Origin of the sequence: Achromobacter sp. K91 (assembly GCF_003576205.1) — a bacterium.
In the GTDB taxonomy this organism is placed as follows: Bacteria; Pseudomonadota; Gammaproteobacteria; order Burkholderiales; family Burkholderiaceae_B; genus Achromobacter; species Achromobacter aegrifaciens.
Genome location: NZ_QWFB01000010.1, coordinates 25,040 through 47,529 on the forward strand (window position 1 = coordinate 25,040; position 22,490 = coordinate 47,529).

A 22,490-nucleotide genomic window follows, 5' to 3' on the forward strand; every position below is an offset into this window, starting at 1 on the left:
CGGATCCTGCGTCAAGCGGCGCTTGCAGTCGTGTTCCGACTACATCCGTCGTTGTCCACATTGATCTCTGGTGAGTTGAAGGTGCCCGCAGTATATCGTCGACCTAGGGTAAACACCAGTAAAAATGCCGCAAAGAAGCGAGTCCGCAGCATGGCATTGCCTGGGGATCCTCGGATGCGGGAGAGTCCGGATTCATGTAGTATTCAGTTTCCCGTAAGAAAGAGAGCAAGGCGGGCGCTCTATCCGTTTGCTGCCCCGGCAGCCTGAGCCGTCCGCCATCTATGACTGAAGACCCACCCTCTAGCAGGGCGCCGCAAGCAAGCCGGCGCCCGGTGCCCAATCTTCCCGCCACGGCCCGGGCGCGCAGCCCGCAAGCCGATTCCATGTTCGCCGCCGCGGCCACGCCGCGCCTGGGCGGCCGCGCTCCGCCGGCCGTCCCTGGGGCCGTTCGCGCCCGCACTGAGTCTCGTGTCCGCATCCGCGGCGCATTCCCCTTGATCCTGTCCGGCGCCGCGTGGCGCACGGTCCCGATTTGCATGGAATCTCGATGATTTTCGATTGGATGTCCGACCCCACCGCCTGGCTGGGCCTGGCGACCCTGGTCGTACTTGAAATTGTGCTGGGTATCGACAACCTGGTGTTCATCGCCATCCTGGCCGACAAGCTGCCGCCCGAACAGCGCAACCGCGCACGGCTGATCGGCCTGACGCTGGCGATGGTGATGCGCCTGGGCCTGTTGGCGAGCATCGCATGGGTGGTCACGCTGACCGAACCCATGTTCACGCTGCTGGGCGCTGAGATCTCCGGACGCGACCTGATCCTGATACTGGGCGGCCTGTTCCTGCTCTTCAAGGGCACCATGGAGCTGCATGAACGCGTGGAAGGCAGCGCCAGCCACGAGCAAGGCCAGAAGCCGCAGCATGCCGTGTTCTGGCAGGTGATCCTGCAGATCGTGGTGCTGGATGCGGTGTTCTCGCTGGACTCGGTGATTACCGCCGTGGGCATGGTGCAGGACCTCAGCATCATGATGATCGCGGTGATCGTGGCCATGGCCGTGATGATGCTGGCCAGCCGCCCGCTGATGGCTTTCGTGGGCCGCCACCCGACCGTGGTGATCCTGTGCCTGGGCCTCTTGCTGATGATCGGCTTCAGCCTGGTGGCCGAAGGCCTGGGCTTCCACGTGCCCAAGGGCTATCTGTATGCCGCGATCGGCTTCTCGATCCTGATCGAGCTGTGCAATCAGCTGGCGCGCCGCAATCGCGTGAAAGGCACGCACGCCCTGGGCCGCCGCCAGCGCACCGCGCAGGCCGTGTTGCGCCTGCTGCGCGCCGGCCGCGCCGGGCAGTCCGCCGGCCAGGCCGACGAGGTGGCCGCGCTGGTCGACGGCGCGGACGGCGAACCAGCTTTCGCGCCCGAGGAAAGCACCATGATCGAACGCGTGCTGTCCATCGGCGGGCGGGACGTGCGCTCCATCATGGTGGCGCGCGGCGACATGGTCTGGCTGGACGTGGCCGATACGCCGGAGGCCATCGTGCGCAAGTTCGGCAGCGGCCATTCCCGCCTGCCGCTGTGCGCCGGCGATCCGTCCAATGTGCTGGGCGTGCTGCACTTCAAGGACCTGCTGCCGCTGCTGCAGAACCCTGGCCCGATCGACCTGGTGGAGCTGGCGCGCGAGCCGCGCTACGTGATGGAAACCATGCCGGTGCTGAAGGTGCTGGACGAGCTGCGCGGTTCGCGCGAGCACATGCTGATCGTGGTCGACGAGCACGGCGTGTGCGAGGGCCTGATCACGCCCATGGACGTGCTGACCGCCGTTGCGGGCGACCTGCCCGAGCATCAGGAAGACCAGCCCGAAGCCTTGCAACTGGCGGACGGAACCTGGCTGCTGGAAGGCCGCCTGGCCGTCGCTGAAGCCGCGCGCCTGCTGGACGCGCCGGACCTGGCCGAGGAATACCCGGACGCGACGCTGGCGGGCTGCTTGTTGCGCGCCGGCGGCCGGATCCCTGACGCCGGGGACGCGATCGAGTGGCGCGATTGGCGCTTCGAGGTCACCCGCCGCGACGGCCTGCGCATCGACCAGGTGCGCGCCAGCCTGATGCGCGCAGAGGCGCCGCAAGCCGGCTGATATCGCTCGACCGGCGCCTGCACCACGATGGGGATGCCTGAAGGCATCCCCATTTTTTTGTCTGTGTGTTGCGCCTTATCCGTTCTTCGCCTTGAAAGCAATAGATCACAGCCTATGGCCAGTATTGGTGAAAGTAAAACTCTGTGCGAAGATTGCGACAGATTTCACGACTTTGGATCTCGGCGCGGTTTGCCGAAATCAGCATTTCCGTACGGCGCGTCTTTGCATTTTGTTATCTCTTTCCGGGGTACACCGCATGGGCAGTACGCAGTCTGCATTCAAGGAAATCAGTGGAAGAGGAATCGCGGCGTGGCTGATGGTGGCTGCGCCGCTGTGCTTTGCGCAGCCTGCGCATGCCCAGTCCCAGTCGGCGGATGACGCCAACAAAAGCAACAACCCGCTGAACCTGGCGGCGTCGTTGAATTTCCAGAATTACTACACGCCGAAGTTGTTCGGCAGCAACGCCCACACCAACGACTTCCTGATCCGGCCGACGATCCCTGTCGCGCCGGGCGAGCTCGTCGGCGTGCCGCAGATATTTCGCATCACGGCCCCAGTCAGTACGCGCCCCGAGGCCGACGGCAGCTACAAGACCGGCCTGGGCGACATCAATGTGTTCGACATTTTCCTGTTGCAGCAGGGCGCGGTGGACCTGGGCGTTGGGCCGATGCTGACCATGCCCAGCGCGACCAGCAGCGAGCTGGGAGCGGGCAAATGGTCCGCCGGGCTGGCCGGCGTGGCGGTGCATGCCAGCAAGGAAGGGCTGCTGGGCGCGCTGGTGCAATGGCAGCATTCCTTCGCCGGCCAGAATGCGCGCGACACGGTGCACACCGCCACCTTCCAGCCGTTCCTGATACGCAATCTGCCGCAAGGCTGGTATTTGAGGTCCACCGCAACCTGGACCTTCGACCTGCAGAAGAACGACTACTACATTCCCTTGGGGCTGGGCGCGGGCAAGGCCTGGCGCGTCGGGAAGAACATCTTCAACGTGTTCGCGGAACCGCAATGGACGGTTGCGCACAAGGGGGAGGGCCTGCCTCAGTTCACCCTGTTCGCCGGCTTGAACATCACCTTCGGGAATTGATCCCGTCAGCGTTTTTCTGGTCTTTCGGAGTGTAGGGATGCGGAGCGCGATTGCGGCAGTTGCAGGGTTGTTGGCGGTTCTGGCCGGATTGGTCCTGCCGTCTGCCGCCTGGGCCACTGAAGGGGCGCTGGGCCGCCAGATCACCGGCACCAACGTGCAGCCCAACGCCGGCATCGTGTCTCCCGAGCCTATCTGGGCCGTCAACCTGTCGCAGATCTACCTGGACGGCACCGTGGGCGGCAGCCGCGAAGTGCCGGTAGGAGGCCGTACTTCGCTGGGCCTGGACGCGAAAGTCGCGTTCACCCTGGCTACGGTCCTCAAGACCTGGGACACCGGGCCAGGGCGCTGGAACTTCGCGTCCAGCTTCACCTTGCCCTACGTCTGGACCAAGGTGAATTCCACCGTGACGGGACCAGGCGGGCGCAGCATAGACCAAAGCGATACCGCCTCGAACCTGTTCGACCTGTACTTCTCGCCCATCATCGCGGGCTATCACTTTTCCGAAACGTCGCACATGGCGCTCAGCCTGAACATCTGGGCGCCCACCGGCAAGTACAACGCCGACGACATGGCCAACCCCAGCCTGAACAACTGGACCTTCATTCCTCAGGTGGCCTACACCAAGATATTTCCGGAATCCGGTTTTCAACTGGACACCGTGGCCGGCGTCCAGTTCTACACCCGCAACAACGCCACGGACTATCGCAACGCGCCGCTGTTCAGCATGGACGTGATGGGCCGCAAGATCTTCAGCAACGGGGTGAGCGCGGGCTTGATCCTGGGCACCATCCAGCAACTGGGCAGCGATTCGGGACCGACGGCCGACCGGCTCAACGGCTTCAAGGGGCGCGACTGGGCGCTGGGCCCGATCCTGACCTATGACACGAAGCTGGCGGACAAGCGCTCCTTGTCCCTCAGCCTGCGCTGGGTACCCACGATCAGCAGCACGAAGCGTCTGGACAGCAACGATACGGTCATGGCGACCGCGACGCTGGTGTTCTGAACGTCAGCACGATTTCAAGGGGCTGCCAGCCCCGGGCGCGGCACCGCCACGCCTGAACCATCAGCTTTCGGGTGATTGAAATGGCAAAGCAGACAACAGGAAAGACACGCTACGCCAGCGCATTGCTGCTGGCCGGCGTGGTGCTGGGCGCGGGCGCCAGCACCGCCTATGTGGTCATGGGCAAGGACGGGCCGCCCGAAGCGGTGAAGGTGGTGCTGGGCGACGGCAAGAGCGGCCCGGCGGGCATGGCCTGGGTACCCGGGCGCGAGTTCCTGATGGGCAGCAGCCACAAACTGGCCCAGCCCAATGAAATGCCGGCGCACAAGGTATCCGTCAGCGGCTTCTGGATGGACGTGAACGACGTGACCAACGCGCAGTTCCGCCGCTTCGTCGAGGCCACCGGCTACGTCACGACGGCCGAGCAGAAGCCGCGGTGGGAAGACTTGAAGGTGCAGTTGCCGCCTGGCACGCCGCGCCCGGACGACAGCCTGCTGGTGCCCGGCGCCATGGTGTTCGTCGGCACCGAAAGCGAGGTCTCGCTGCGCGACTATTCGCGCTGGTGGCGCTATGTGCCCGGCGCGAACTGGCGCCATCCGCAAGGACCGGGCAGCTCCATCGCCGGCAAGGACGACCACCCGGTGGTGCAGGTGTCGTACCAGGACGCCATGGCCTATGCCAAATGGGCGGGCAAGCGCCTGCCGACGGAATCCGAATGGGAAATGGCCGCGCGCGGCGGGCTGGAGCAGGCCACCTATGCCTGGGGCGAGGAGCTGCTGCCGCAGGGCAAGGCCATGGCCAATATCTGGGACACGCAGCAACAGCAGCCGTTTCCGGTGGTGAAGGATGAAAAGGTACAGGTCGGCACCATGCCGGTGGGCAGCTTCTCGCCCAATGGCTATGGGCTGTACGACATGGCCGGCAACGTCTGGCAATGGACCGCCGACTGGTACCGCGCCGACGCCTTCAAGATCCAGGCGCAGTACCGCCAGCCGCCCGCGGATCCGGCGGGGCCGGCCGACAGCTACGACCCCGACGACGGCATCGTGCCGCCGGCCGCGCCCAAGCGCGTGACGCGCGGCGGCTCGTTCCTGTGCAGCGACACCTATTGCATCAGCTACCGCACCAGCGCCCGGCGCGGCACGGATCCGATGAACGGCATGTCGCACCTGGGATTCCGCACCGTCATGACGCCCGCGCAATGGAAACTGGCCCAGACCGCCAGGAACGGCATCGCCAGCCGCTAGCCGGCATCACGCAGGAGAGGAAATGCCGATGAGCAAGCGCGACAGCATTCTGGAACTGGAGCGCGCCATGGCGCGCGCGGTGCTGGGGCAGGCCGCCGTCATCCGCGAGGTGCTGCTGGGCCTGTTGGCCGACGGCCACCTGCTGCTGGAAAGCCTGCCGGGGCTGGCCAAGACGCGCACCGTCAAGACGCTGGCGCAGCATCTGGCCGCGGCAATGAGCCGCATCCAGTTCACGCCCGACCTGCTGCCTTCGGACATCACGGGCGCAGAGGTGCTGCAGCAGGACGCGCAGGGCGCCAGCCGCATCCAGTTCCAGCAGGGGCCGCTGTTCGGCAACCTGATCCTGGCCGACGAGATCAACCGCGCGCCCGCCAAGGTGCAGGCCGCGCTGCTGGAAGCCATGGAGGAACGCCAGATCACCGTGGCTGGCACGACCCACCGCATGCCGCAGCTGTTCATGGTGCTGGCCACCCAGAACCCGATAGAGCAGGAGGGCACCTATCCCTTGCCCGAAGCGCAGATGGACCGCTTCATCATGAAGATCGTGCTGGACTACCCCGACCCCGCCAGCGAAAGGCAGATGCTGGCCATGCTGCGCGGCGAGTCGCGCCAGGACGCGGAACCCGCCGGCGCGCCGCTGAGCCAGGAGGACCTGTTCGCCTGCCGCGCCGAGGTCGACCGGGTGCACGTGTCCGAAGCGCTGGACCAGTACCTGGTGGACCTGGTCAACGCCACCCGCCACCCGGGCGGGCATGACGCCGACCTGGCGCGCTGGATCCAGGTCGGCGCCAGCCCGCGCGGCGCGATCGCGTTGGACAAGGTGGCGCGCGCCCACGCCTGGCTGGCGGGGCAGGACTATGTCTCGCCCGATGATGTGCGCAGCGTGGCCCGGCCGGTGCTGCGGCATCGCCTGCACCTGTCGTATGACGCGGTCGCCGACGGCGTCTCGGCGGACCAGGTGATAGACAAGCTGCTGGACACGGTCGCCGTGCCGGTCTGAGCCCGCCATGCCTTCCGCCGCTCCTTCCCCGGAAGTCCAGGTCCACATCAAGGACCTGATGGCGCTGGAACCTGCCGCGCGCGGCCTGGGGTTCTTCAGCCGCCAGCCGGTGCGCAGCATACTGGCCGGCCAGCATGGCTCGCGCCTGCGCGGGCGCGGCCTGGACTTCGAGGAGCTGCGCCGCTATCTGCCCGGAGACGATCTGCGCCAGCTGGACTGGCGCGCCTCGCAGCGGTTGGGCAAGCCCTATGTGCGCACCTACAGCGAGGAGCGCGACCGGCCGGCGCTGGTGGTGGTGGATCAGCGCATGGGCATGTATTTCGGTTCGGTGCGCAGCTTCAAGTCTGTCGTGGCCGCGCGCATCGCGGCGCTGTCGGCCTGGATGGCCTATCTGGCGGGGGACCGCGTGGGCGGCCTGGTGTTCAGCGATGCGGGCATCGACAACGTGCGTCCGCTGCGCAGCCGCGAACGCATCCAGGCCCTGTTCGCCGCCATTGCGCGGCGCAGCCAGTCCATGGGCGCGGACCAACCCGATGTGGACGCGTCCGGACGGCTGAACGAAGCGCTGCAAGGGGCGCTGGCGCACGCGCCGCACGATTGCCTGGTCTGCCTGATCAGCGATTTTGCCGGCGCCGATGACGCTACCTTGCGCCTCTTGCGCACGCTGGCCGCGCATAACGATGTGGTCGCAACGCTGGTGTATGACCCGCTGGCGTTGCGCATTCCCCTGAGCGGCCGGCTGGTGGTGACGCAGGGCGAGCTGCAGGTCGAAGTCGCCGCGGATCGCAAGCAGGTACGCGAGCCGCTGTCGGACTTCTTTTCAGGACGCCTGCACGACGTGGCCGAGCTGCTGCGCCGCAGCCGCGTGCCGCTCTTGTCCATCGATACGGCGGACGACACCGTGGCGCAGTTGCGCCGCGAGCTCGGCCGCCAGGCCAGCCGCGCGCAAACCAGGGGCCGGACATGAACGCCGACGCCGCTCCTTCCATCGAACAGCTGCGTCAGTTGCCGCTGCCCGAGCCGGTCAGCTACTGGCCGCAGACCTGGGGCTGGCTGGTCGTGCTGGCCGTGGTGCTGGCGCTGGCCACATGGGCCGCGTGGCGGATGGCGCGCCGCCACCGACGCAATGGCTACCGCCGCGCAGGGCTGCGCATGCTGGAAGCGCTGCGGCGCGAAACACAGGCGGATCCCCTGGCCGCACGCGCCTTGCCGGATCTGCTCAAGCGCGTCGGCCTGTCGTCGGTGGCGGCAGCGGACCGCGACCGGGTCGGCGCGCTGCAAGGCGCGGAGTGGGTCGCCTTCATGGATGCCGGCGTGGCCGTGTTTCCGCCCGACGCGGCCGTGCTGCTGCGCGCGCTGGCGTATGCGCCGCCCGAGACCTTGCGGGCCATCGACCCCGCGCGCGTGCGGACCTTGTTCGCCGCCAGCCGGCAATGGATGGAGCGTCACCATGTGGCGGCTTGAATATCCCTGGCTGCTGGCGCTGCTGCCGCTGGGCTGGCTGGCGTACCGCTATCTGCCGCCGTATGTGCAGCGGCGTAGCGCCGTACGCATTCCATTCTTCGAATCGGTGGCGCGCAGCACCGGCCAGACGCCGCAGCGCCCCGGCGTGCGCGGCGACCGCTGGCAACTGGCCTTGAACGCGCTGGTGTGGCTGCTGCTGATCCTGGCGCTGGCGCGGCCCGAACGGGTCGAGCCGCCGCTGGAGCATCGCCAGCCGGTGCGCGACCTGCTGCTGGCCATCGATATCTCGCAATCCATGGAGACCGAGGACTTCGTGGCGCCGGACGGCCGCCGCGAGGACCGCTTGAGCGGCGTCAAGGCCGTGGTGGCCGATTTCATCGACCGCCGCAAGGACGACCGGCTTGGACTGATCGTGTTCGGCACCGCCGCCTATCCCCAGGCGCCGCTGACCCAGGACCATGCCACGCTCAAGCTGCTGCTCGGCCAGGTAAGCACGCGCATGGCCGGGCCCAATACCGCCATCGGCGATGCCATCGGCGTGGCGATCAAGCAGTTCGAGCATGCCGGCGAACACGACCAGGTCCTGATCCTGCTGACGGACGGCAACGATACCGGCAGCGACGTGCCGCCGGACCGCGCCGCGGCCATGGCGGCCGCGCGCCATATCGTCGTGCATACCGTGGGCATAGGCGATCCGCAGGCGCAGGGCGAGGAGAAGGTCGATTTCGACGCCTTGCGCGCGATCGCAGCCAAGACCGGGGGCCGCTTTTTCCAGGCGCAAGACCAGACGTCGCTACGGCAGGTCTACGCCGAACTGGACCGCATCACGCCGCATGAGGTGCGCGAATTGCGCCACCAGCCGAAGCAGGATTTCTTCTGGGTGCCGCTGGGCCTTGCGCTGTTGCTGCTGGCTGGCTGGCACTTGGCCGCGGCGCTGCGCGGCCGGCGGCGCGACGCCCGGCCGCAAGGGGATGCGCGCGTGGAGGAGGGCGGATGGAAATCGACCTGAGCGCCTTCCATTTCCTGCGCCCCTGGTGGCTGCTGGCGGTCGCGGCCGCGGCCTTTGTGCTTTGGCGGCGGCGCGACGAGGACGGCCGGCTCGGCTGGCGCAGCAACATCGCGCCGGCGCTGCTGCCATACCTGACGGTGCGCACGCAGGGCAGCCGCGGGCCGCGGCCCGCGCAACTGCTGGCCGCCTTGCTGGCGCTGGGCGGCATCGCCGCTGCCGGGCCGACGTGGCAGCAGGACCGCCCGGCCTTCCTGGACAATCTTGCGCCCCTGATCGCGGCGGTCGACCTGTCGCCCTCGATGGACGCGGCGGATCTGCCGCCCAGCCGGCTGGAGGCCGCCAAACGCAAGCTGCGCGATCTGCTGAAACGGCGCGCAGGCGCCAAGACCGGCCTGATCGCCTATGCCGGCTCGGCGCATCTGGTGTTGCCGCCGACCGACGACCCTGCCTTGCCCGACATGTTCGTGCAGGCCCTGTCCACCGGGCTCATCGCCGCGCCCGGCAAGGATGCAGCGGGCGCGATCTCGCTGGCCGCGAGCCTGCTGCAATCGGGCGAGGCGGGCGGCACCCTGCTGCTGGTGACGGACGGTGCGGACACCGGCCAGCTGGCCGAAGTCGAGCGCCTGGCGCGGGCCAATTCCTTCCAGATCCTGGTGTGGGCGGCAGGCACGCGCGATGGCGGCGTGGTGCGCGACGCCCGCGGCCAGCCGCGCCTCGACGCGCAGGGCCGGCCCTTGCTGGGCAGTTTCGACGAGGATGCGCTGAAACAGCTGGCGCAAGCCGCCCGCGCGCCGCTGGGCAGCCTGACCCTGAACGACGACGACCTGGACTGGGTGACGCTGCATGCCGAACGGCACTTCCAGGAGGTGCAGGACGCGGACAAGCCGCTGCACTGGAAGGACGCCGGCTATTGGTTGTGCTGGCCGCTGGCGCTGCTGGCATTGCTGGCGCTGCGGCGCGGCTGGAACATCAACTGGACGGCCTGCCTGCTGCTCGCCGCCACGGCTACGCTGCATACCCCGCGCGCGGAAGCAGGCGCGCTGGCCGACGCCTTTTTCACGCCCGACCAGCAGGGCCGCTGGGCCTATGAACACGAGCGCTATGCCGAGGCTGCCGCCTTGTATGCCGATCCTTACTGGAAGGGTCGCGCCGCCTATGACGCCGGCGACTATCAGGCGGCGCTGGCCGCATTCGCCAAACTGGAAACGCCCGAAGGCGACTTCTATCTGGGCAATACCCAGGTCCGTCTGCGCAGCTACGACGCCGCGCTGGCGGCGTACGACCAGGCGCTGCGCCTGCGGCCGGATTTTCCCGAGGCGCGCGAAAACCGCGAACTGGTCGCCAGATTGATCGCCGCCGCCGAAAGCGAGCAACAGGACGACGACTCGGAGAAACCGGACGAGACCCGCGTGGACAGCGACAAGGGCGCGGGCAAGATGATCCGCACGCAGGCGCCGCAAGCCGCGTCCGACGAGGTCTGGCTGCGCAACCTGAGCCTGTCGCCGGCCGGCTTTCTGAAGCAGAAATTCGCGATCGAAGACGCACGCAAGGCCGCGCCGGCGCAGGGGAGGCAGCCATGATGCACCGCCATGCCGCGCTGCTGCGTTGCCTGGGCCTGCTGCTGTTGCTGCAACTGGGCCTGTGCGTCGGCGTGGCGCGAGCCCAGCAGGCGGATGGCGGGCCGCAGCTGCACGCCGAGGCGCGCATAGCGGCATCGGGCGACCTGATGGCTGGCGCCACCGCCATCCTGCAGGTGGACGTGTTGACGTCGACCTGGTTCACCCAGCCCCCGCAGATGCCGGCCCTGGACATCCCTGGCGCGCTGGTGTCGGGGCCGTCAGGGCAGGCCACCATCATCCGCGCCACCATCGGCGGCGTGGCCTACAGCGGATTGCGCTACGCCTATCTGGTCAGTCCCGAGGCGGCGGGCGACCTGCGCGTGCCGGCCATCCGGGTCAGCGCGCAGGTGGGGCAGGCGACTGCGCCCCTGGTTGCGCAGACGCGCCCGTTCGAGGCGCGCGCCGCCGGACCGCCAGGCGGGGTGGCCGGTCATGTCCTGGCGGCAAACTCGGTCCAGGCGACCCAGCAGATCCGCTATTCGGCCGAGCCTCCCGCCGTCGGCGACCACGTCAGCCGCGTCATCACCGTGCAGGCCCAGGGCGCCCAGGCCATGCTGATCCCGCCGCCTGCCGCGGCCGCCGTGCAGGGCCTCAAGCTGTACCCGTCCGAACCCGAATTGACGCAGATGTCCGACAGCCGCGGCGGTTTCCTCGGCGGACAGCGCATCGACCGCCTGGACTATGTGATCGAAAGCGGCGGCGCCCATGAACTGCCGGCGGTGGAAATCCGCTGGTGGAACGTCGCGGCCAACAAGGAAGAGCGCGTCACGCTGCCCGCGCAACGCTTCGAAGCGCGGGCGGGCGCCGCCTACCAGGCGCCATTCTCGGTCGAACAGGACCTGCGCGACATGGGCCGGCAAGTGCAGGTGCGCGTTCCGGGAGGATGGCTGGCGCTGGCCGCGGGCGCGGCGCTGGCGGCGTTGGCCTGGTGGCTGGGTGCGCCCTGGTTGCGGCGGACATTGGCCCGCCTGCGGGCCGGACTGCGGGCGCGGCGCGAACAATGGCACGCCTCCGAACCCTATGCGGCAATGACCTTGCGACGCTTGTTGGCGCAGCCCCAGCCGCGCATGGACGCGCTATACGCATGGCTGCGCCGAGCTTGCGGCGCAGCCACGATCGCGCAGGGGACGGCCGGCCTGGACCCGGCGCTGCGCCAATCCGCAGACGATGCGCTGCGAGCCTGCTATGGCGGGGAGCCGGACGCGGCGCGCGGCTGGCGCGGATTGAGCGGGATGTTCCCGCGTTGGCGCCGTGCCTTGCGCGCACCGGTACGAGAGGGCGGCGCGCAAGACCTGCCTACGCTGAATCCCCGTCCGGCCGCAACATCGCGCGGACTTGCGGGCTTGCCGCCCGCCGAAATTCCAGGAGATCTCCCATGACGACGCCTTTGCTTGCCCGCCGCTGGTTCGCGCTGCTGCTCCTGGTGCTCCTGGCCGGGCTGGCGCACGCGCAGACGCCGCTGCCTTCCTGGAACGAAGGGCCTTCGCGCCAGGCCATTCTTGGATTCGTGCAAGCCGTCACGACGGAGGGCAGCCCGGACTATGTAGCGCCGGCCGACCGCATCGCGGTGTTCGACAACGACGGCACGCTATGGAGCGAGCAACCTCTGTACTTCCAGCTGATCTTCGCGCTGGACCAGGTCAAGGCCATGGCGCCGCAGCATCCCGAATGGTCGACCGAGCAACCCTACAAGGCCGCGATCGAAGGCGACCGCCAGGCGCTTGCCGCCTCGGGCACCGAAGGACTGCTGAAGATCGTGGGCGCCACCCATACCAACATGACGACGCAGGCCTTCGGCGCGGAGGTCCGGCAATGGATCAAGACCGCGCGCCATCCGCGCTTCAAGCAGCCTTACACCAGCATGATCTATGCGCCGATGCTGGAGTTGCTGGACTATCTGCGCGGCAACGGCTTCAAGACTTACATCGTGTCGGGCGGCGAAGTGGAATTCATGCGGGCCTGGGCGCAGGACGTCTACGGCATTCCGCCCGAACAGGTGATAGGCACCACGTTCGTCACCGAGTTCCAGATGCAGGACGGCAAGCCCGTGCTGATGCGCACGCCCAAGCTCGACTTCAACGACGACGGCCCGGGCAAGCCCGTGGCCATCAACAAGTTCATCGGCCGCCAGCCCATATTCGCCTTCGGCAATTCGGACGGCGACCTGCAGATGCTGCAGTGGACAGCGGCGGGCAGCGGCAAGCGCTTCGCGGGCCTGGTGCATCACACCGACGCCCGGCGCGAATGGGCCTATGACCGGGATTCCAAGATCGGCAGGCTGGACCGCGCGCTGGATGAAGCGCAACAAAAAGGTTGGGTAATCGTAGACATGGCAAAGGAGTGGAGAAGGGTATACGCATTTGAAACACAGTGATTCGTTTACGTGATTGGGAACCGCCCGCGAGGGTCAGGAGATAGCGATGAACGCAAGAAAACTGTTGAGCGCGGCGCTCTTCGCCGCAACAGGCCTTATGGCACTGGCAAGCGCGCAGGCGCAGACCCAGGCGCCTGTGGCCAATCAGGGCCAGGCGGCGGCATCGGGCAAGAAGCCGAACATCCTGGTGATCTTCGGCGACGACATCGGGCAGGCGAATATCAGCGCCTATGCGCACGGCGTGGTCGGCTATCAGACGCCCAATATCGACCGCATCGCCAAGGAAGGCGCGATGTTCACGGATTACTACGCCGAGAACAGCTGCACGGCAGGCCGCTCGTCCTTCATCACGGGTCAATCGCCACTGCGTACCGGCTTGTCCAAGGTCGGCGCACCCGGCGCGACGGTCGGGTTGCAGAAGGGCGACATCACCATAGCCGAGGCCTTGAAGTCGCAGGGCTACAACACCGCGCAGTTTGGTAAGAACCATCTTGGCGACCGCGACGAATACTTGCCGACGCGCCATGGCTTCGACGAGTTCTTTGGCAACCTGTATCACTTGAATGCCGAAGAAGAGCCCGAGCGTCCGTACTGGCCCAAGGACCCCAACGATCCCTACGTGAAGAACTTTTCTCCGCGCGGCGTGATCAAGGCCACGGCCGACGGCAAGGTACAGGACACGGGCGCCTTGACCACCAAGCGCATGGAGACCATCGACGACGAAACCGTTGGCGCCGCTATCGAGTACATCGACAAGCACGGCAAGGAAGACAAGCCGTTCTTCGTGTGGATGAACACCACGCGCATGCACATCTATACGCATATCCGGCCCGAACACAAGGGCAAGAGCGGCATGCCCGGCAATGACTACGCCGATGGCATGTGGGAGCATGACCAGGACGTGGGCAAGCTTTTGAAGAAGCTGGACGACATGGGCATCGCCGACAACACCATCGTCGTCTACACCACCGACAACGGACCCAACGCCTTCACCTGGCCGGATGCCGCCACTACGCCATTCCGCAGCGAAAAGGACTCCAACTGGGAAGGCGCGTTCCGCGTGCCAGCCATGGTCCGTTGGCCTGGCAAGATTCCCGCCGGGGAAGTCAAGCGCGGCATGGTATCCGGCATGGACTGGTTCCCGACCCTGCTGGCCGCCACCGGCGACGCCAACGTGAAGGAACGGCTGCTGGACGGCTGGGCGCCGCAGGCCGGCGGCACCAAGTTCAAGGTGCATCTGGACGGCTACAACCAGCTGGGCTATTTGACTGGCAAGCAGGACAAGAGTGCGCGCGACGAGTTCTTCTACTTCAACGACGACGGCTTGCTGGTAGGCATGCGTTGGGGCGATTGGAAGGCCGTGTTTTGCGAACAGCGCGCGCCGGGGAACTTCAACGTCTGGCAGGATCCCTTCGTCTGCCTGCGCGTGCCGAAAATCTTCAACCTGCGCATGGATCCGTATGAGCGTGCCGACATCACCTCGGATCAGTACAACGACTGGCTGGCCAAAAACTCCTACCTGACGGCCATCGCCACCATGAAGGCGTCAGCGTTCCTGGAGACCTTCATTACCTATCCGCCCAGCCAGCGGCCGGCCAGCTTCAGTGTGGACCAGGTGCAGGAGCGGGTGAACAAGGCTATGGAGAAACACTTCGAAGATATGGAGAAACAGAAGTCGAAGTAGCCGGTTCCGGCGCAAGCCGGGACAGTACCGGGCGGCGCCTGTCGCGCCGCCCGGCAACGCAGCAGGAGCAGCATGATGGGCATGGGGGCAAGCGAGGCAGCGATGCAGGGACATGATGTGGACGACAAGGCGGCGCAAGGGCGCGCCCTGACGGCGGTCCGGCCGGCCGCGCTGCTGTTCCTGTCCGGAACGGCGGCCCTGGTGTTCCAGGTGCTGTGGATCAAGCAGTTGTCGCTGGTGGTGGGCGTGGAGGTCAGCGCCATCGCCGGCGCTGTCAGCGCATTCTTCCTGGGCCTGGCGCTGGGCGGCTGGCTGTTGGGCCGCAAGGCGGACCAGTTGCGGCGCCCGGTACGCTTCTACGCCATGCTGGAAGCGGGCGTGGCGCTGTCCTGCGTCGCCGTGACATGGCTGCTGGCGCGCAGCGCCGCCGCCTTTGTCGCGGTCGAGGCCCATAGCAGCCTGGCGGCCTGGCTGGCGGTAGGGCTGCTGCTGGCCGTCCCCGCATTCTTGATGGGCGGCACCTTGCCGGTGCTGCTGCGCGCCGTGAGCCGGCAGCAGGGCGCGGACGTGAGCCGCTCTGGCGGGGCGATGTATGCCGCGAATACCTGCGGCGCCATCCTGGGCGCATTGCTGCCCGCGTTCTTCCTGATTCCGCGCTTCGGCGTGCAAGGTGCGGCGCTGGCCGCGGCCTCGCTCAACGTGCTGGCGGCGCTGGGCGCCTGGATGCTGGACCGCAGGGCAGGCGACAGCGCGACGCCCGCCGACAATCCGCAGGCCGCTGCGGCGCCCTTGTCGGGCGAGGCGCGCCTGGCCGTGGCGCTGTACGCGGTGGCTGGCGCGGTGGCGCTGGGCTACGAAGTGATCTGGTCGCAGATGATCGTGCCCTTCATGAGCACACGCGCCTTCGCCTTCGCCATCGTGCTGGCCACCTATCTGGCCGGGCTGGCCATCGGCGCGGCGCTCTATGCGCGCTGGGCCCATCGCGTGCGCAATCCCTGGCCGGTGTTCGGCTTCCTGATCGCTGGCGCAGGCCTGATCGCGGTGCTGGAGGTGGCCTTGCTGGGCAAATGGCTGATCGTGGCCCAGACGCAGGCGGAAGCGGCGGTCTACCAATGGACGGGCAGCGGCTTTGCCGGCATGTGCGCGCGCTTCGCGGTAGCGGCGGCCAGCCTGGTGTTGGCGCCCACGCTGCTGCTGGGCGCGGCGTTTCCCGCCGTGCTGCGTATCGCGGTGGGCGACCGGCAGGTGGGGCGGGAAGCCGGGGCCGTGCTCGCCTGCAACACGCTGGGCGGCATCGCGGGCACCTTGTTGACGGGATTCCTGCTGTTGCCCGCCCTGGGGCTGGTACGCACGCTGAGCATGCTGGCGGCCATCGCCGCGGCGGTGGGCGCCGTTGCCGCCTGGCGCGGGCGTGCGGACGGCCGCGCCGCCACCGGGTGGGCCACCGGCATCGCGGGCCTCGCCACCCTGGCGCTGATCGCCACGCTGCCGGCAGACCAGTTTGCGCGGCTACTGCCGGGGGCGAGCGGCGCGGGCCTGGTGTTCTACGAGGAAAGCCATGGCGGCACCGTGGCCGTGGTCGAGCGCGCCGGCAACGGCAACCGCTTCCACCGGCTCTATATCCAGGGCGTATCGAATTCGGGCGACGCCATGCCTTCGCTGCGCTACATGCGGCTGCAGGCGCTGCTGCCCTTGATCGTGCATGCGGGCGAACCCAAGTCCGCGCTGGTCGTGGGCTACGGCACCGGCATCACGGCGGGCGCCTTGTCGCAATACCGCGGGCTGGAAAAGCGGGCGGTCGCCGAGCTGCTGCCAGCCGTGCTGCGCGCCGCGCCGCACTTCCAGGGTACGTTCCAGGCCGCCACCGATCCTGGCCTGGACAAGCGGCTGCGCGACGGACGCCGCGAGCTGCAGGCCAGCGCCGAACGCTGGGACCTGATCACGCTGGAGCCGCCGCCGCCTTCCGCCGCGGGCGTGGTGAATCTGTATTCCCGCGACTTCTACCAACTGGCCGCAAGCCGGCTGGCGCCGCAAGGCATCGTGGCGCAATGGCTGCCGCTGCCCACGCAGAACGAAGACGACACCCGCGCGCTCATCGCCAGCTTCATCCAGGTGTTTCCGCATGCCCAGCTCTGGACCAGCGAACTGCATGAAATGCTGCTGCTGGGTTCCATGCAGCCGCTGACGCTGGACGCGGCCCGCATCCAGGCGCGCTACGGCCAGCCCGACACCGCCGCCGCGTTGCAGGCTGTGGGCGTGCCATCCGCCGCCGCCTTGTTGTCCACCTGGGTCACGGACCGGGAAGGCCTGGCGCGCTTTGCCGGCGATACCCCGGCCGTGACCGACGACCGCCCGGGCATCGAGTACGCGACCTGGGTCCGCCCGCGCGAAGTGGCGCGCGTCCTGCCCGCGCTGCTGGCCCTGCGCAGCGAACCGCCGCTGACCGGCGCGTCCGACGTGCTGCGCACCGACATGGAACTGGAGCGGGCGCGGCTCGACACGTTCTACCGGGCGTCGCTGGCGGCCTATGTGGGGGATCGTGAAACCTGGGGCAGGGAAATGAACAAGCTGGCGCGCGATGATGGCGACAACGCCTACTACCGCTGGTTCATGCCCAGCGCCAGGCAGTAGGGCTAACTACATATGCGACGCCATGGCGCGACCCCGTGGGGCGAGCAATAGCCCGCGCAGGGCGTCGCCATCGACATGCCGCTCTGGCAGCGCAGGTCCGGCGCCCGTTCGCCATAGGGCACCATGCCCTGGCAATCGCATGAGGCAAGGCCGGCGCCGGACGGCAGCTTCTTGGGCAGTTCCGGCACAGCGGCGCGTTCGGCCTTGGCCTTGGGCGCGGGCGGCGGCGCTTCGTCGTTCGCATCGGCGCGCTCGATCACGCCCCGGACCTTGGCCGTCGGCATGCTGCAGGCTTTGGCAATGGCATTGACCGTGCGGCCGTCGTTGGCCATCGCCACGATCTTCTTGTCGCTGCAGGCCGCCTCGGCGCGCGGCGCGGCGAGGACCCACAGCGCAAGCGCGGCCGCCAGGAAAATACCGGGACTGGTCAGTGTCATTGCACGCCTCCTGCACCCATGCCCGAATGAGGAAGTACGGCGTAGTCTGGTCAGGCGAGAGGGTTCTGGCCAAGAGCGTAGTGCCGGCTATTTGGGGGTGTCAACGCAGCCCGATTGCCTAATACTTCTTGCGTAAGCGGGCTCGGCGCCGGCGCTATTCCTAAGCATGAGGCGGCTTGGTGCGCGCGCCATGATGCGCGGGCACCAGCCCCGGCGCGATCAAGCTGCCGCGAATTCCGGATGCAGACCCGCCGCGAACGGATGCGCGACGATCTCCGATTGCGCCTGCGCGCGGGCCGCCTGCAACGCCTCCGCGCCCCGCGCCGTGCCCTGCACCGAAAAGAACATCACGTTCTTCAGGCCCATCGTGCCCAGCACGTGCCTAAGATAAGGCGTGAGAAAGTCCGGCTGGCTTTGCCCGTCGCAGCCGAAGTCGCCGCCGGACGAGATCGCCACGTATACCGGACGGTCCTCCAGGCTGCCTTCCTTGCCGCGCGCCGTGATCTGGAAGGTGCTGCGCACCCGCACCACGTGGTCGATCCAGGTTTTCAACGATGCCGGCACGGTGAAGTTGTGCATCGGAGTCGCGATGACGACGTGGGTCGCGGCCTGCAGGGACTGGATCAGTTCGGTTGAGCGGCCCAGCGCGCCCCGATTCTCGCGTCCGTCCGTGGGGTCCTGGCGCGCACTCAGCGTGGCGGCGTAGTCGGAGTCGACCAGGGACAGGGCGGTCGCGTCGACGTCGACCACGGCCGCGTCGGGCGCGGCGGCGGTGAGTTGGTCAACGATGGCTTGCGACAGGCGATAGCTTTCGGAGGCGCGGCCACGCGGGCTGCAGATGATGCGCAGGATATTCATGAGGCGGAGGTTTCCAGGGATTTGCTGAATCGGATAGCGCTGGTCAACAGACCGGCGCGGAAATAGAAGCGTTGGGCCAGGGCGTTGCCCAGGCCGGTGTCGAGCACCAGGCGGGCGCAGCCGTGGCCGCGCGCGGCGGCGTCCAGGGCTTGCAGGAGCCGGGCGCCCCAGCGTTCGCCGCGGCGGCCGTCCGCCACCACCAGGTCGTCCACGTACAGAAAGCGGCCGTAGATCAGGTTTTCCTGCACGCGGTAGCCGGCCAGCGCGACGGCTTGGCCATGGTCCATGGCGGCCAGCAGCCGGTAGCCGTCGGCGCGCATGCGGCTCACGCGTTCGACGAAATCGGCTTCGTTTTTCAGATGGGGCCTGAGCTCGCGCATGAGCGGCAGGCAGGCCCTCAGGTCCTGCGGGCTTTCGAGGTGTTGCATAGTGGCGTCGGTCATGGATGCACTGGCGGTGTCAGGGTTCAAGTGCAGTCATCTTAGGAGCCGCATGCCATAATTAGAAGGGCCATAAATTGAATTCTGGACTATGCCATGATCAACCCGCAGCCCCAGGACCAGCCCATGCCGCCGGACGGCGCCGAGCCTCTGTACCGCCAGGTCTACGAGCGCTTTCGCGGCGCCATCGCGCAGGGCACGCTCAAGCCAGGCGACCGCATTCCATCGGCGCGGGCGCTGGCCAAGGAGATGGGCGTGGCGCGCGGCACGGTGGAGGTCGCGTATTCACTGCTGGCATCGGAAGGCTATATCCAGGCGCGCGGCCAGGCCGGTACGGTGGTAGCGCCCGACCTGCAGCCCCAGCACGCGCCGCCCCCCGCCGTGGCCATTCCTGCCGAGACGCCCGGCGACGGCCCGGGCTGGCGCGAACCCTCGGGCCTGCGGCCGTTCCAGATGGGCTTGCCGGCGCTGGATGAATTTCCCCGCAAGCTCTGGGCCCGCCTGGGCGCGCGGCAACTGCGCGGCCTGCAGGCCGGGGACCTGGCCTATCCGCCCAGCGGCGGCCTGCCAGCCCTGCGCAGCGCGACCGCCGCCTATCTGCAGGTGGCGCGCGGCATCCATTGCCAGCCCTCGCAGGTGTTCATCACCGCCGGCTACAACAGCACGATGGCGCTGATCCTGCAGACGCTGTTCGAAGCCGGCGACCAGGTCTGGATGGAAGATCCAGGCTATCCGCCAACCCGCGCGCTGCTGGAGCAGGCGCGCTTGAAGCCCGTGCCCGTGCCGGTGGACCAGGACGGCATCATGGTCGGCGCCGGCATCGAGCGGGCGGGGCGGGCGCGCGGCGCGGTGGTGACGCCTGCCCATCAAAGCCCCTTGAGCATGTCCTTGTCATTGCCGCGCCGGCAGGCCTTGCTGGACTGGGCCGAACGCTGCGGGGCCTGGATCGTGGAAGACGATTACGACGGCGAATACCGCTACGTCGGCCGTCCGCTGCCGGCCTTGAAGAGCCTGGATACGCAGGGGCGGGTGTTGTATGCGGGCACCTTCAGCAAGGTGTTGTTCCCCGGCCTGCGGCTGGCCTATCTGGTGGTGCCCGAGGCGCAGGCTGGACGCTTCGCGCAGTCCGCGCGCTTGCAGGCGGGCGCTGCGCCTGGCCTGACCCAGGCCATATTGAGCGCCTTCATGGCCGAAGGCCATTTCGGCCGCCACATCCAGCGCATGCGCAAGCTGTACGCGGAACGGCGCGCCGCGACCGTGGCGGGCCTGAATGATGCGCTGGGGCAGCGCCTGCGGATCGAGCCGCAGCCCGGCGGCATGCATCTGGTGGCGCGCCTGGAAGACGGCCAGAGCGACGTGGCGTTGGCCGGGCGGATGGAAGAGCAGGGCATGTATGCGGGCGTATTGTCGCGCTGGCACGCCGCCCCACAGGGGCAATCGGCGCTGCTGCTCAGCTTCACCAATATCGCCACGCAGGCGCAGGCCCGTGAACTGGGTCTGCGCATACTGCAGCTGATGCAGTCCTAGTTCAGCCCGGCCTTGTCCAGGCCGTAGGCCGCGTCGGCCGAACCCGGCACGGTGCGCAATGCCACGTTCAGCCGGTTCCAGCCGTTGATCCCGACCACCAGCAGGGTCAGGTCGGAAATTTCCTTTTCGGACAGCTGCGCGCGCACGTCCTCATAGACCGCATCCGATACGCCCTGCGCCGACAGGGTGGTGACCGCCTCGGTCCAGGCCAGCGCGGCGCGCTCGCGCGGCGAGAACAGTGTGGACTCGCGCCAGATGGCGATGTGATGCAGGCGCAGTTCGCGCTCGCCGGCGATGCGGGCCTGCTTGACGTGCATGTCCAGGCAAAAGCCGCAGCCGTTGATTTGCGACGCGCGGATATCCACCAGTTCGCCGACCTCCTGCACGATGGGGGTCTTCTTCAGCGACATGCTGAATTCCAGGTACTTCCTGGACTGTTCCTCGGATACCTGGAAATAATTCAAACGCTGGGTCATGTTCCTACCTTTTCGATGCGTGTTGCCGAGCGGAATCTCGTGTCCACAGGATGCCGCGGCTTGGACCAGGAAGGTAGTGCCATAAATGGAGTTTTCGCCTGGGCCATGCTCAGGCCGGCCAGCGCAACACGAAGCGTGCGCCGCCCAGGGGGCTGTCGTGGATTTCGATACCGCCGCCGTGGCTGGCGGCCACTCGCCAGACGATGGCCAGGCCCAGGCCGGCGCCGCCGGTGCCGCGGTCCCGGCTTTCGTCCAGGCGGATGAAGGGTTCGAACACGCGTGTCCGGTCGGCGGGCGCGATGCCGCCGCCGTCGTCGTCCACGATCAGCTCGAAGCCGCCCGACGGGCACTGGGTGAGCTTGACCTCCACGTGGCGGCTGGCGTAGCGCACCGCGTTCTGCACCAGGTTCAGCAAGGCCCGGCTCATGTAGCGCGGATGCAGCCGCACGCGCGGCGGGTAGTCGCGATGCACATGGCACTGGATCGCACGCGCCTCGGCCTGGTGCGCCACCTGCGCCAGCGCTTCGCCCAGCCAGTCGCAGGTGTCCACGGTTTCCAGCCGGACGGTGTCGTCGGTGGGGCGTTCCAGCCGCGCATAGACCAGCAGTTCGGCCACCAGCGTTTCCAGTTCGCAGATGTCGGCCTGCATGTCGCGCAGTATCTGGTGCCGCTTGGGCAGGTGCTGGTCCTGGCCCAGCATGGCGACCTCGAAGGACAGTCGCGCCAGCGGCGTGCGCAATTCGTGGGAGACCGCGTTGGTCAGGCTGCGCTGGTTTTCGACCAGCGCCGAAATGCGCTCGGCCATCTGGTTGAAGCTTTCGCCCACGTGCCGCATGCCGGCCAGGCGCGACAGCCGCACCCGCGCGCCCAGGTCTCCCTGGCCCATGCGCAGCGTGGCGTTGCGCAGCCGGTCCAGGTCGCGCCACAGGGGCAGGGCCCACAGCAGCAGCAGGATGATGCCCACGATCAGGCTCAACGCAGTCCAGACGCCAACGGTGACCCATCGCTCCAGCACCGGCGCGCGCGGCAGGCGGACTTCCAGCCACTGCCGGGGCTGGCCCGCCAAGGGCGCGAGATAGACGTTGTAATCGTCGCGCATGATGATGCCCAGCGTGGCCAATTGCCGCTGTTCCTCTGTGCTGGGCGTGACGTCGGCATCGGCCAGCAGACCCAGGCCCAGGCCGTAAAGCGGCTGGATGTCGTCGCGCAGGCGCTCGGCGCGAGCGGCCGGCGCAATGCTGTCGAGTTCCGTGCGCAGCACATGCATCTGTCCCCGGACAGCCTGGTACGACAGATCCGCGCTGACCGAATCCAGCAGATACATCAAGCTGCGTTCCACCAGCTGCGACCCCGCGACATAACCGATGGCGGCGACGACGAAGATGCGGATCGCGAACTTGAACATGGGGGATACGGCCGGATGAGGACTCGCGATGCTAGGCGCATGCCGCCGGGCAGTCCGCCGATATTTGTAGGGTATTTGTAAAGTTGTTTGTCTGTCTCTTATACACATCT

19 protein-coding genes are annotated in these 22,490 nt (G+C 67.7%); 14 read left to right on the plus strand and 5 right to left on the minus strand.

What is annotated here, in order from left to right; genetic code table 11:
- Positions 1-547 precede the first annotated feature (547 nt).
- The 13 genes from DXK93_RS01855 to DXK93_RS01915 all read left to right on the plus strand — a co-directional run bounded on the left by DXK93_RS01855 (position 548) and on the right by DXK93_RS01915 (position 17,237).
- The gene (locus tag DXK93_RS01855; protein ID WP_119449207.1) at positions 548-2,125 is read left to right on the plus strand and encodes a TerC family protein; all 1,578 of its coding nucleotides are present in this window, start codon (positions 548-550) and stop codon (positions 2,123-2,125) included.
- A 256-nt stretch (positions 2,126-2,381) separates the two neighbouring features.
- Positions 2,382-3,209, plus strand: a complete 828-nt coding sequence (locus DXK93_RS01860) for a hypothetical protein (protein ID WP_225591366.1) — start codon at positions 2,382-2,384, stop codon at positions 3,207-3,209.
- Between the two features lie 37 nt (positions 3,210-3,246).
- Entirely contained in the window at positions 3,247-4,212 is a 966-nt protein-coding gene (locus DXK93_RS01865) for a transporter (RefSeq protein WP_119449209.1), read from the plus strand.
- Positions 4,213-4,292: 80 nt separating this feature from the next.
- On the plus strand, positions 4,293-5,456 hold the full coding sequence (locus DXK93_RS01870; RefSeq protein WP_054454307.1) for a formylglycine-generating enzyme family protein: 1,164 nt from the start codon (positions 4,293-4,295) through the stop codon (positions 5,454-5,456).
- A 28-nt stretch (positions 5,457-5,484) separates the two neighbouring features.
- Positions 5,485-6,456 (plus strand): MoxR family ATPase, encoded by a 972-nt coding sequence (locus DXK93_RS01875; RefSeq protein WP_054454308.1) that lies wholly within the window; start codon positions 5,485-5,487, stop codon positions 6,454-6,456.
- A gap of 7 nt (positions 6,457-6,463) precedes the next feature.
- A complete protein-coding gene (locus DXK93_RS01880; protein WP_119449210.1) occupies positions 6,464-7,423 on the plus strand; it encodes a DUF58 domain-containing protein in 960 nt (319 codons plus the stop codon).
- Positions 7,420-7,920, plus strand: coding sequence for a DUF4381 domain-containing protein (locus tag DXK93_RS01885; protein ID WP_054454312.1), 501 nt, complete (start codon positions 7,420-7,422; stop codon positions 7,918-7,920). The genes DXK93_RS01880 and DXK93_RS01885 overlap by 4 nt, the downstream gene beginning before the upstream one ends.
- The gene (locus tag DXK93_RS01890; protein ID WP_119449211.1) at positions 7,907-8,929 is read left to right on the plus strand and encodes a VWA domain-containing protein; all 1,023 of its coding nucleotides are present in this window, start codon (positions 7,907-7,909) and stop codon (positions 8,927-8,929) included. Before DXK93_RS01885 ends, DXK93_RS01890 begins: the two co-directional genes overlap by 14 nt.
- Entirely contained in the window at positions 8,914-10,509 is a 1,596-nt protein-coding gene (locus tag DXK93_RS01895; protein WP_119449212.1) for a VWA domain-containing protein, read from the plus strand. The genes DXK93_RS01890 and DXK93_RS01895 overlap by 16 nt, the downstream gene beginning before the upstream one ends.
- Complete coding sequence (locus DXK93_RS01900) at positions 10,506-11,927, plus strand: BatD family protein (RefSeq protein WP_119449213.1); 1,422 nt, start codon at positions 10,506-10,508, stop codon at positions 11,925-11,927. The genes DXK93_RS01895 and DXK93_RS01900 overlap by 4 nt, the downstream gene beginning before the upstream one ends.
- Complete coding sequence (locus tag DXK93_RS01905; RefSeq protein ID WP_119449214.1) at positions 11,924-12,922, plus strand: HAD family phosphatase; 999 nt, start codon at positions 11,924-11,926, stop codon at positions 12,920-12,922. Before DXK93_RS01900 ends, DXK93_RS01905 begins: the two co-directional genes overlap by 4 nt.
- A 46-nt stretch (positions 12,923-12,968) precedes the next feature.
- On the plus strand, positions 12,969-14,606 hold the full coding sequence (locus tag DXK93_RS01910) for an arylsulfatase (RefSeq protein ID WP_119449215.1): 1,638 nt from the start codon (positions 12,969-12,971) through the stop codon (positions 14,604-14,606).
- 75 nt (positions 14,607-14,681) lie between these two features.
- A complete protein-coding gene (locus DXK93_RS01915; RefSeq protein WP_119449216.1) occupies positions 14,682-17,237 on the plus strand; it encodes a fused MFS/spermidine synthase in 2,556 nt (851 codons plus the stop codon).
- A gap of 2 nt (positions 17,238-17,239) precedes the next feature.
- Here DXK93_RS01915 and DXK93_RS01920 read toward each other — a convergent pair whose 3' ends face one another.
- The 3 genes from DXK93_RS01920 to DXK93_RS01930 all read right to left on the minus strand — a co-directional run bounded on the left by DXK93_RS01920 (position 17,240) and on the right by DXK93_RS01930 (position 18,975).
- A complete protein-coding gene (locus tag DXK93_RS01920) occupies positions 17,240-17,674 on the minus strand; it encodes a hypothetical protein (RefSeq protein WP_119449217.1) in 435 nt (144 codons plus the stop codon).
- 219 nt (positions 17,675-17,893) lie between these two features.
- Positions 17,894-18,532 (minus strand): FMN-dependent NADH-azoreductase, encoded by a 639-nt coding sequence (locus DXK93_RS01925; RefSeq protein WP_119449218.1) that lies wholly within the window; start codon positions 18,530-18,532, stop codon positions 17,894-17,896.
- Complete coding sequence (locus DXK93_RS01930; RefSeq protein ID WP_054454331.1) at positions 18,529-18,975, minus strand: GNAT family N-acetyltransferase; 447 nt, start codon at positions 18,973-18,975, stop codon at positions 18,529-18,531. Before DXK93_RS01930 ends, DXK93_RS01925 begins: the two co-directional genes overlap by 4 nt.
- A 93-nt stretch (positions 18,976-19,068) precedes the next feature.
- Here DXK93_RS01930 and DXK93_RS01935 point away from each other — a divergent pair, with 93 nt between their 5' ends.
- On the plus strand, positions 19,069-20,499 hold the full coding sequence (locus DXK93_RS01935) for a PLP-dependent aminotransferase family protein (RefSeq protein WP_119449219.1): 1,431 nt from the start codon (positions 19,069-19,071) through the stop codon (positions 20,497-20,499).
- Here DXK93_RS01935 and DXK93_RS01940 read toward each other — a convergent pair.
- Both DXK93_RS01940 and DXK93_RS01945 read right to left on the minus strand, forming a co-directional pair.
- A complete protein-coding gene (locus DXK93_RS01940; RefSeq protein WP_119449220.1) occupies positions 20,496-20,975 on the minus strand; it encodes a carboxymuconolactone decarboxylase family protein in 480 nt (159 codons plus the stop codon). The two genes, DXK93_RS01935 and DXK93_RS01940, sit on opposite strands and share 4 nt — an antisense overlap.
- A 109-nt stretch (positions 20,976-21,084) precedes the next feature.
- Entirely contained in the window at positions 21,085-22,380 is a 1,296-nt protein-coding gene (locus DXK93_RS01945) for an ATP-binding protein (protein WP_119449221.1), read from the minus strand.
- Between the last annotated feature and the right edge of the window lie 110 nt (positions 22,381-22,490).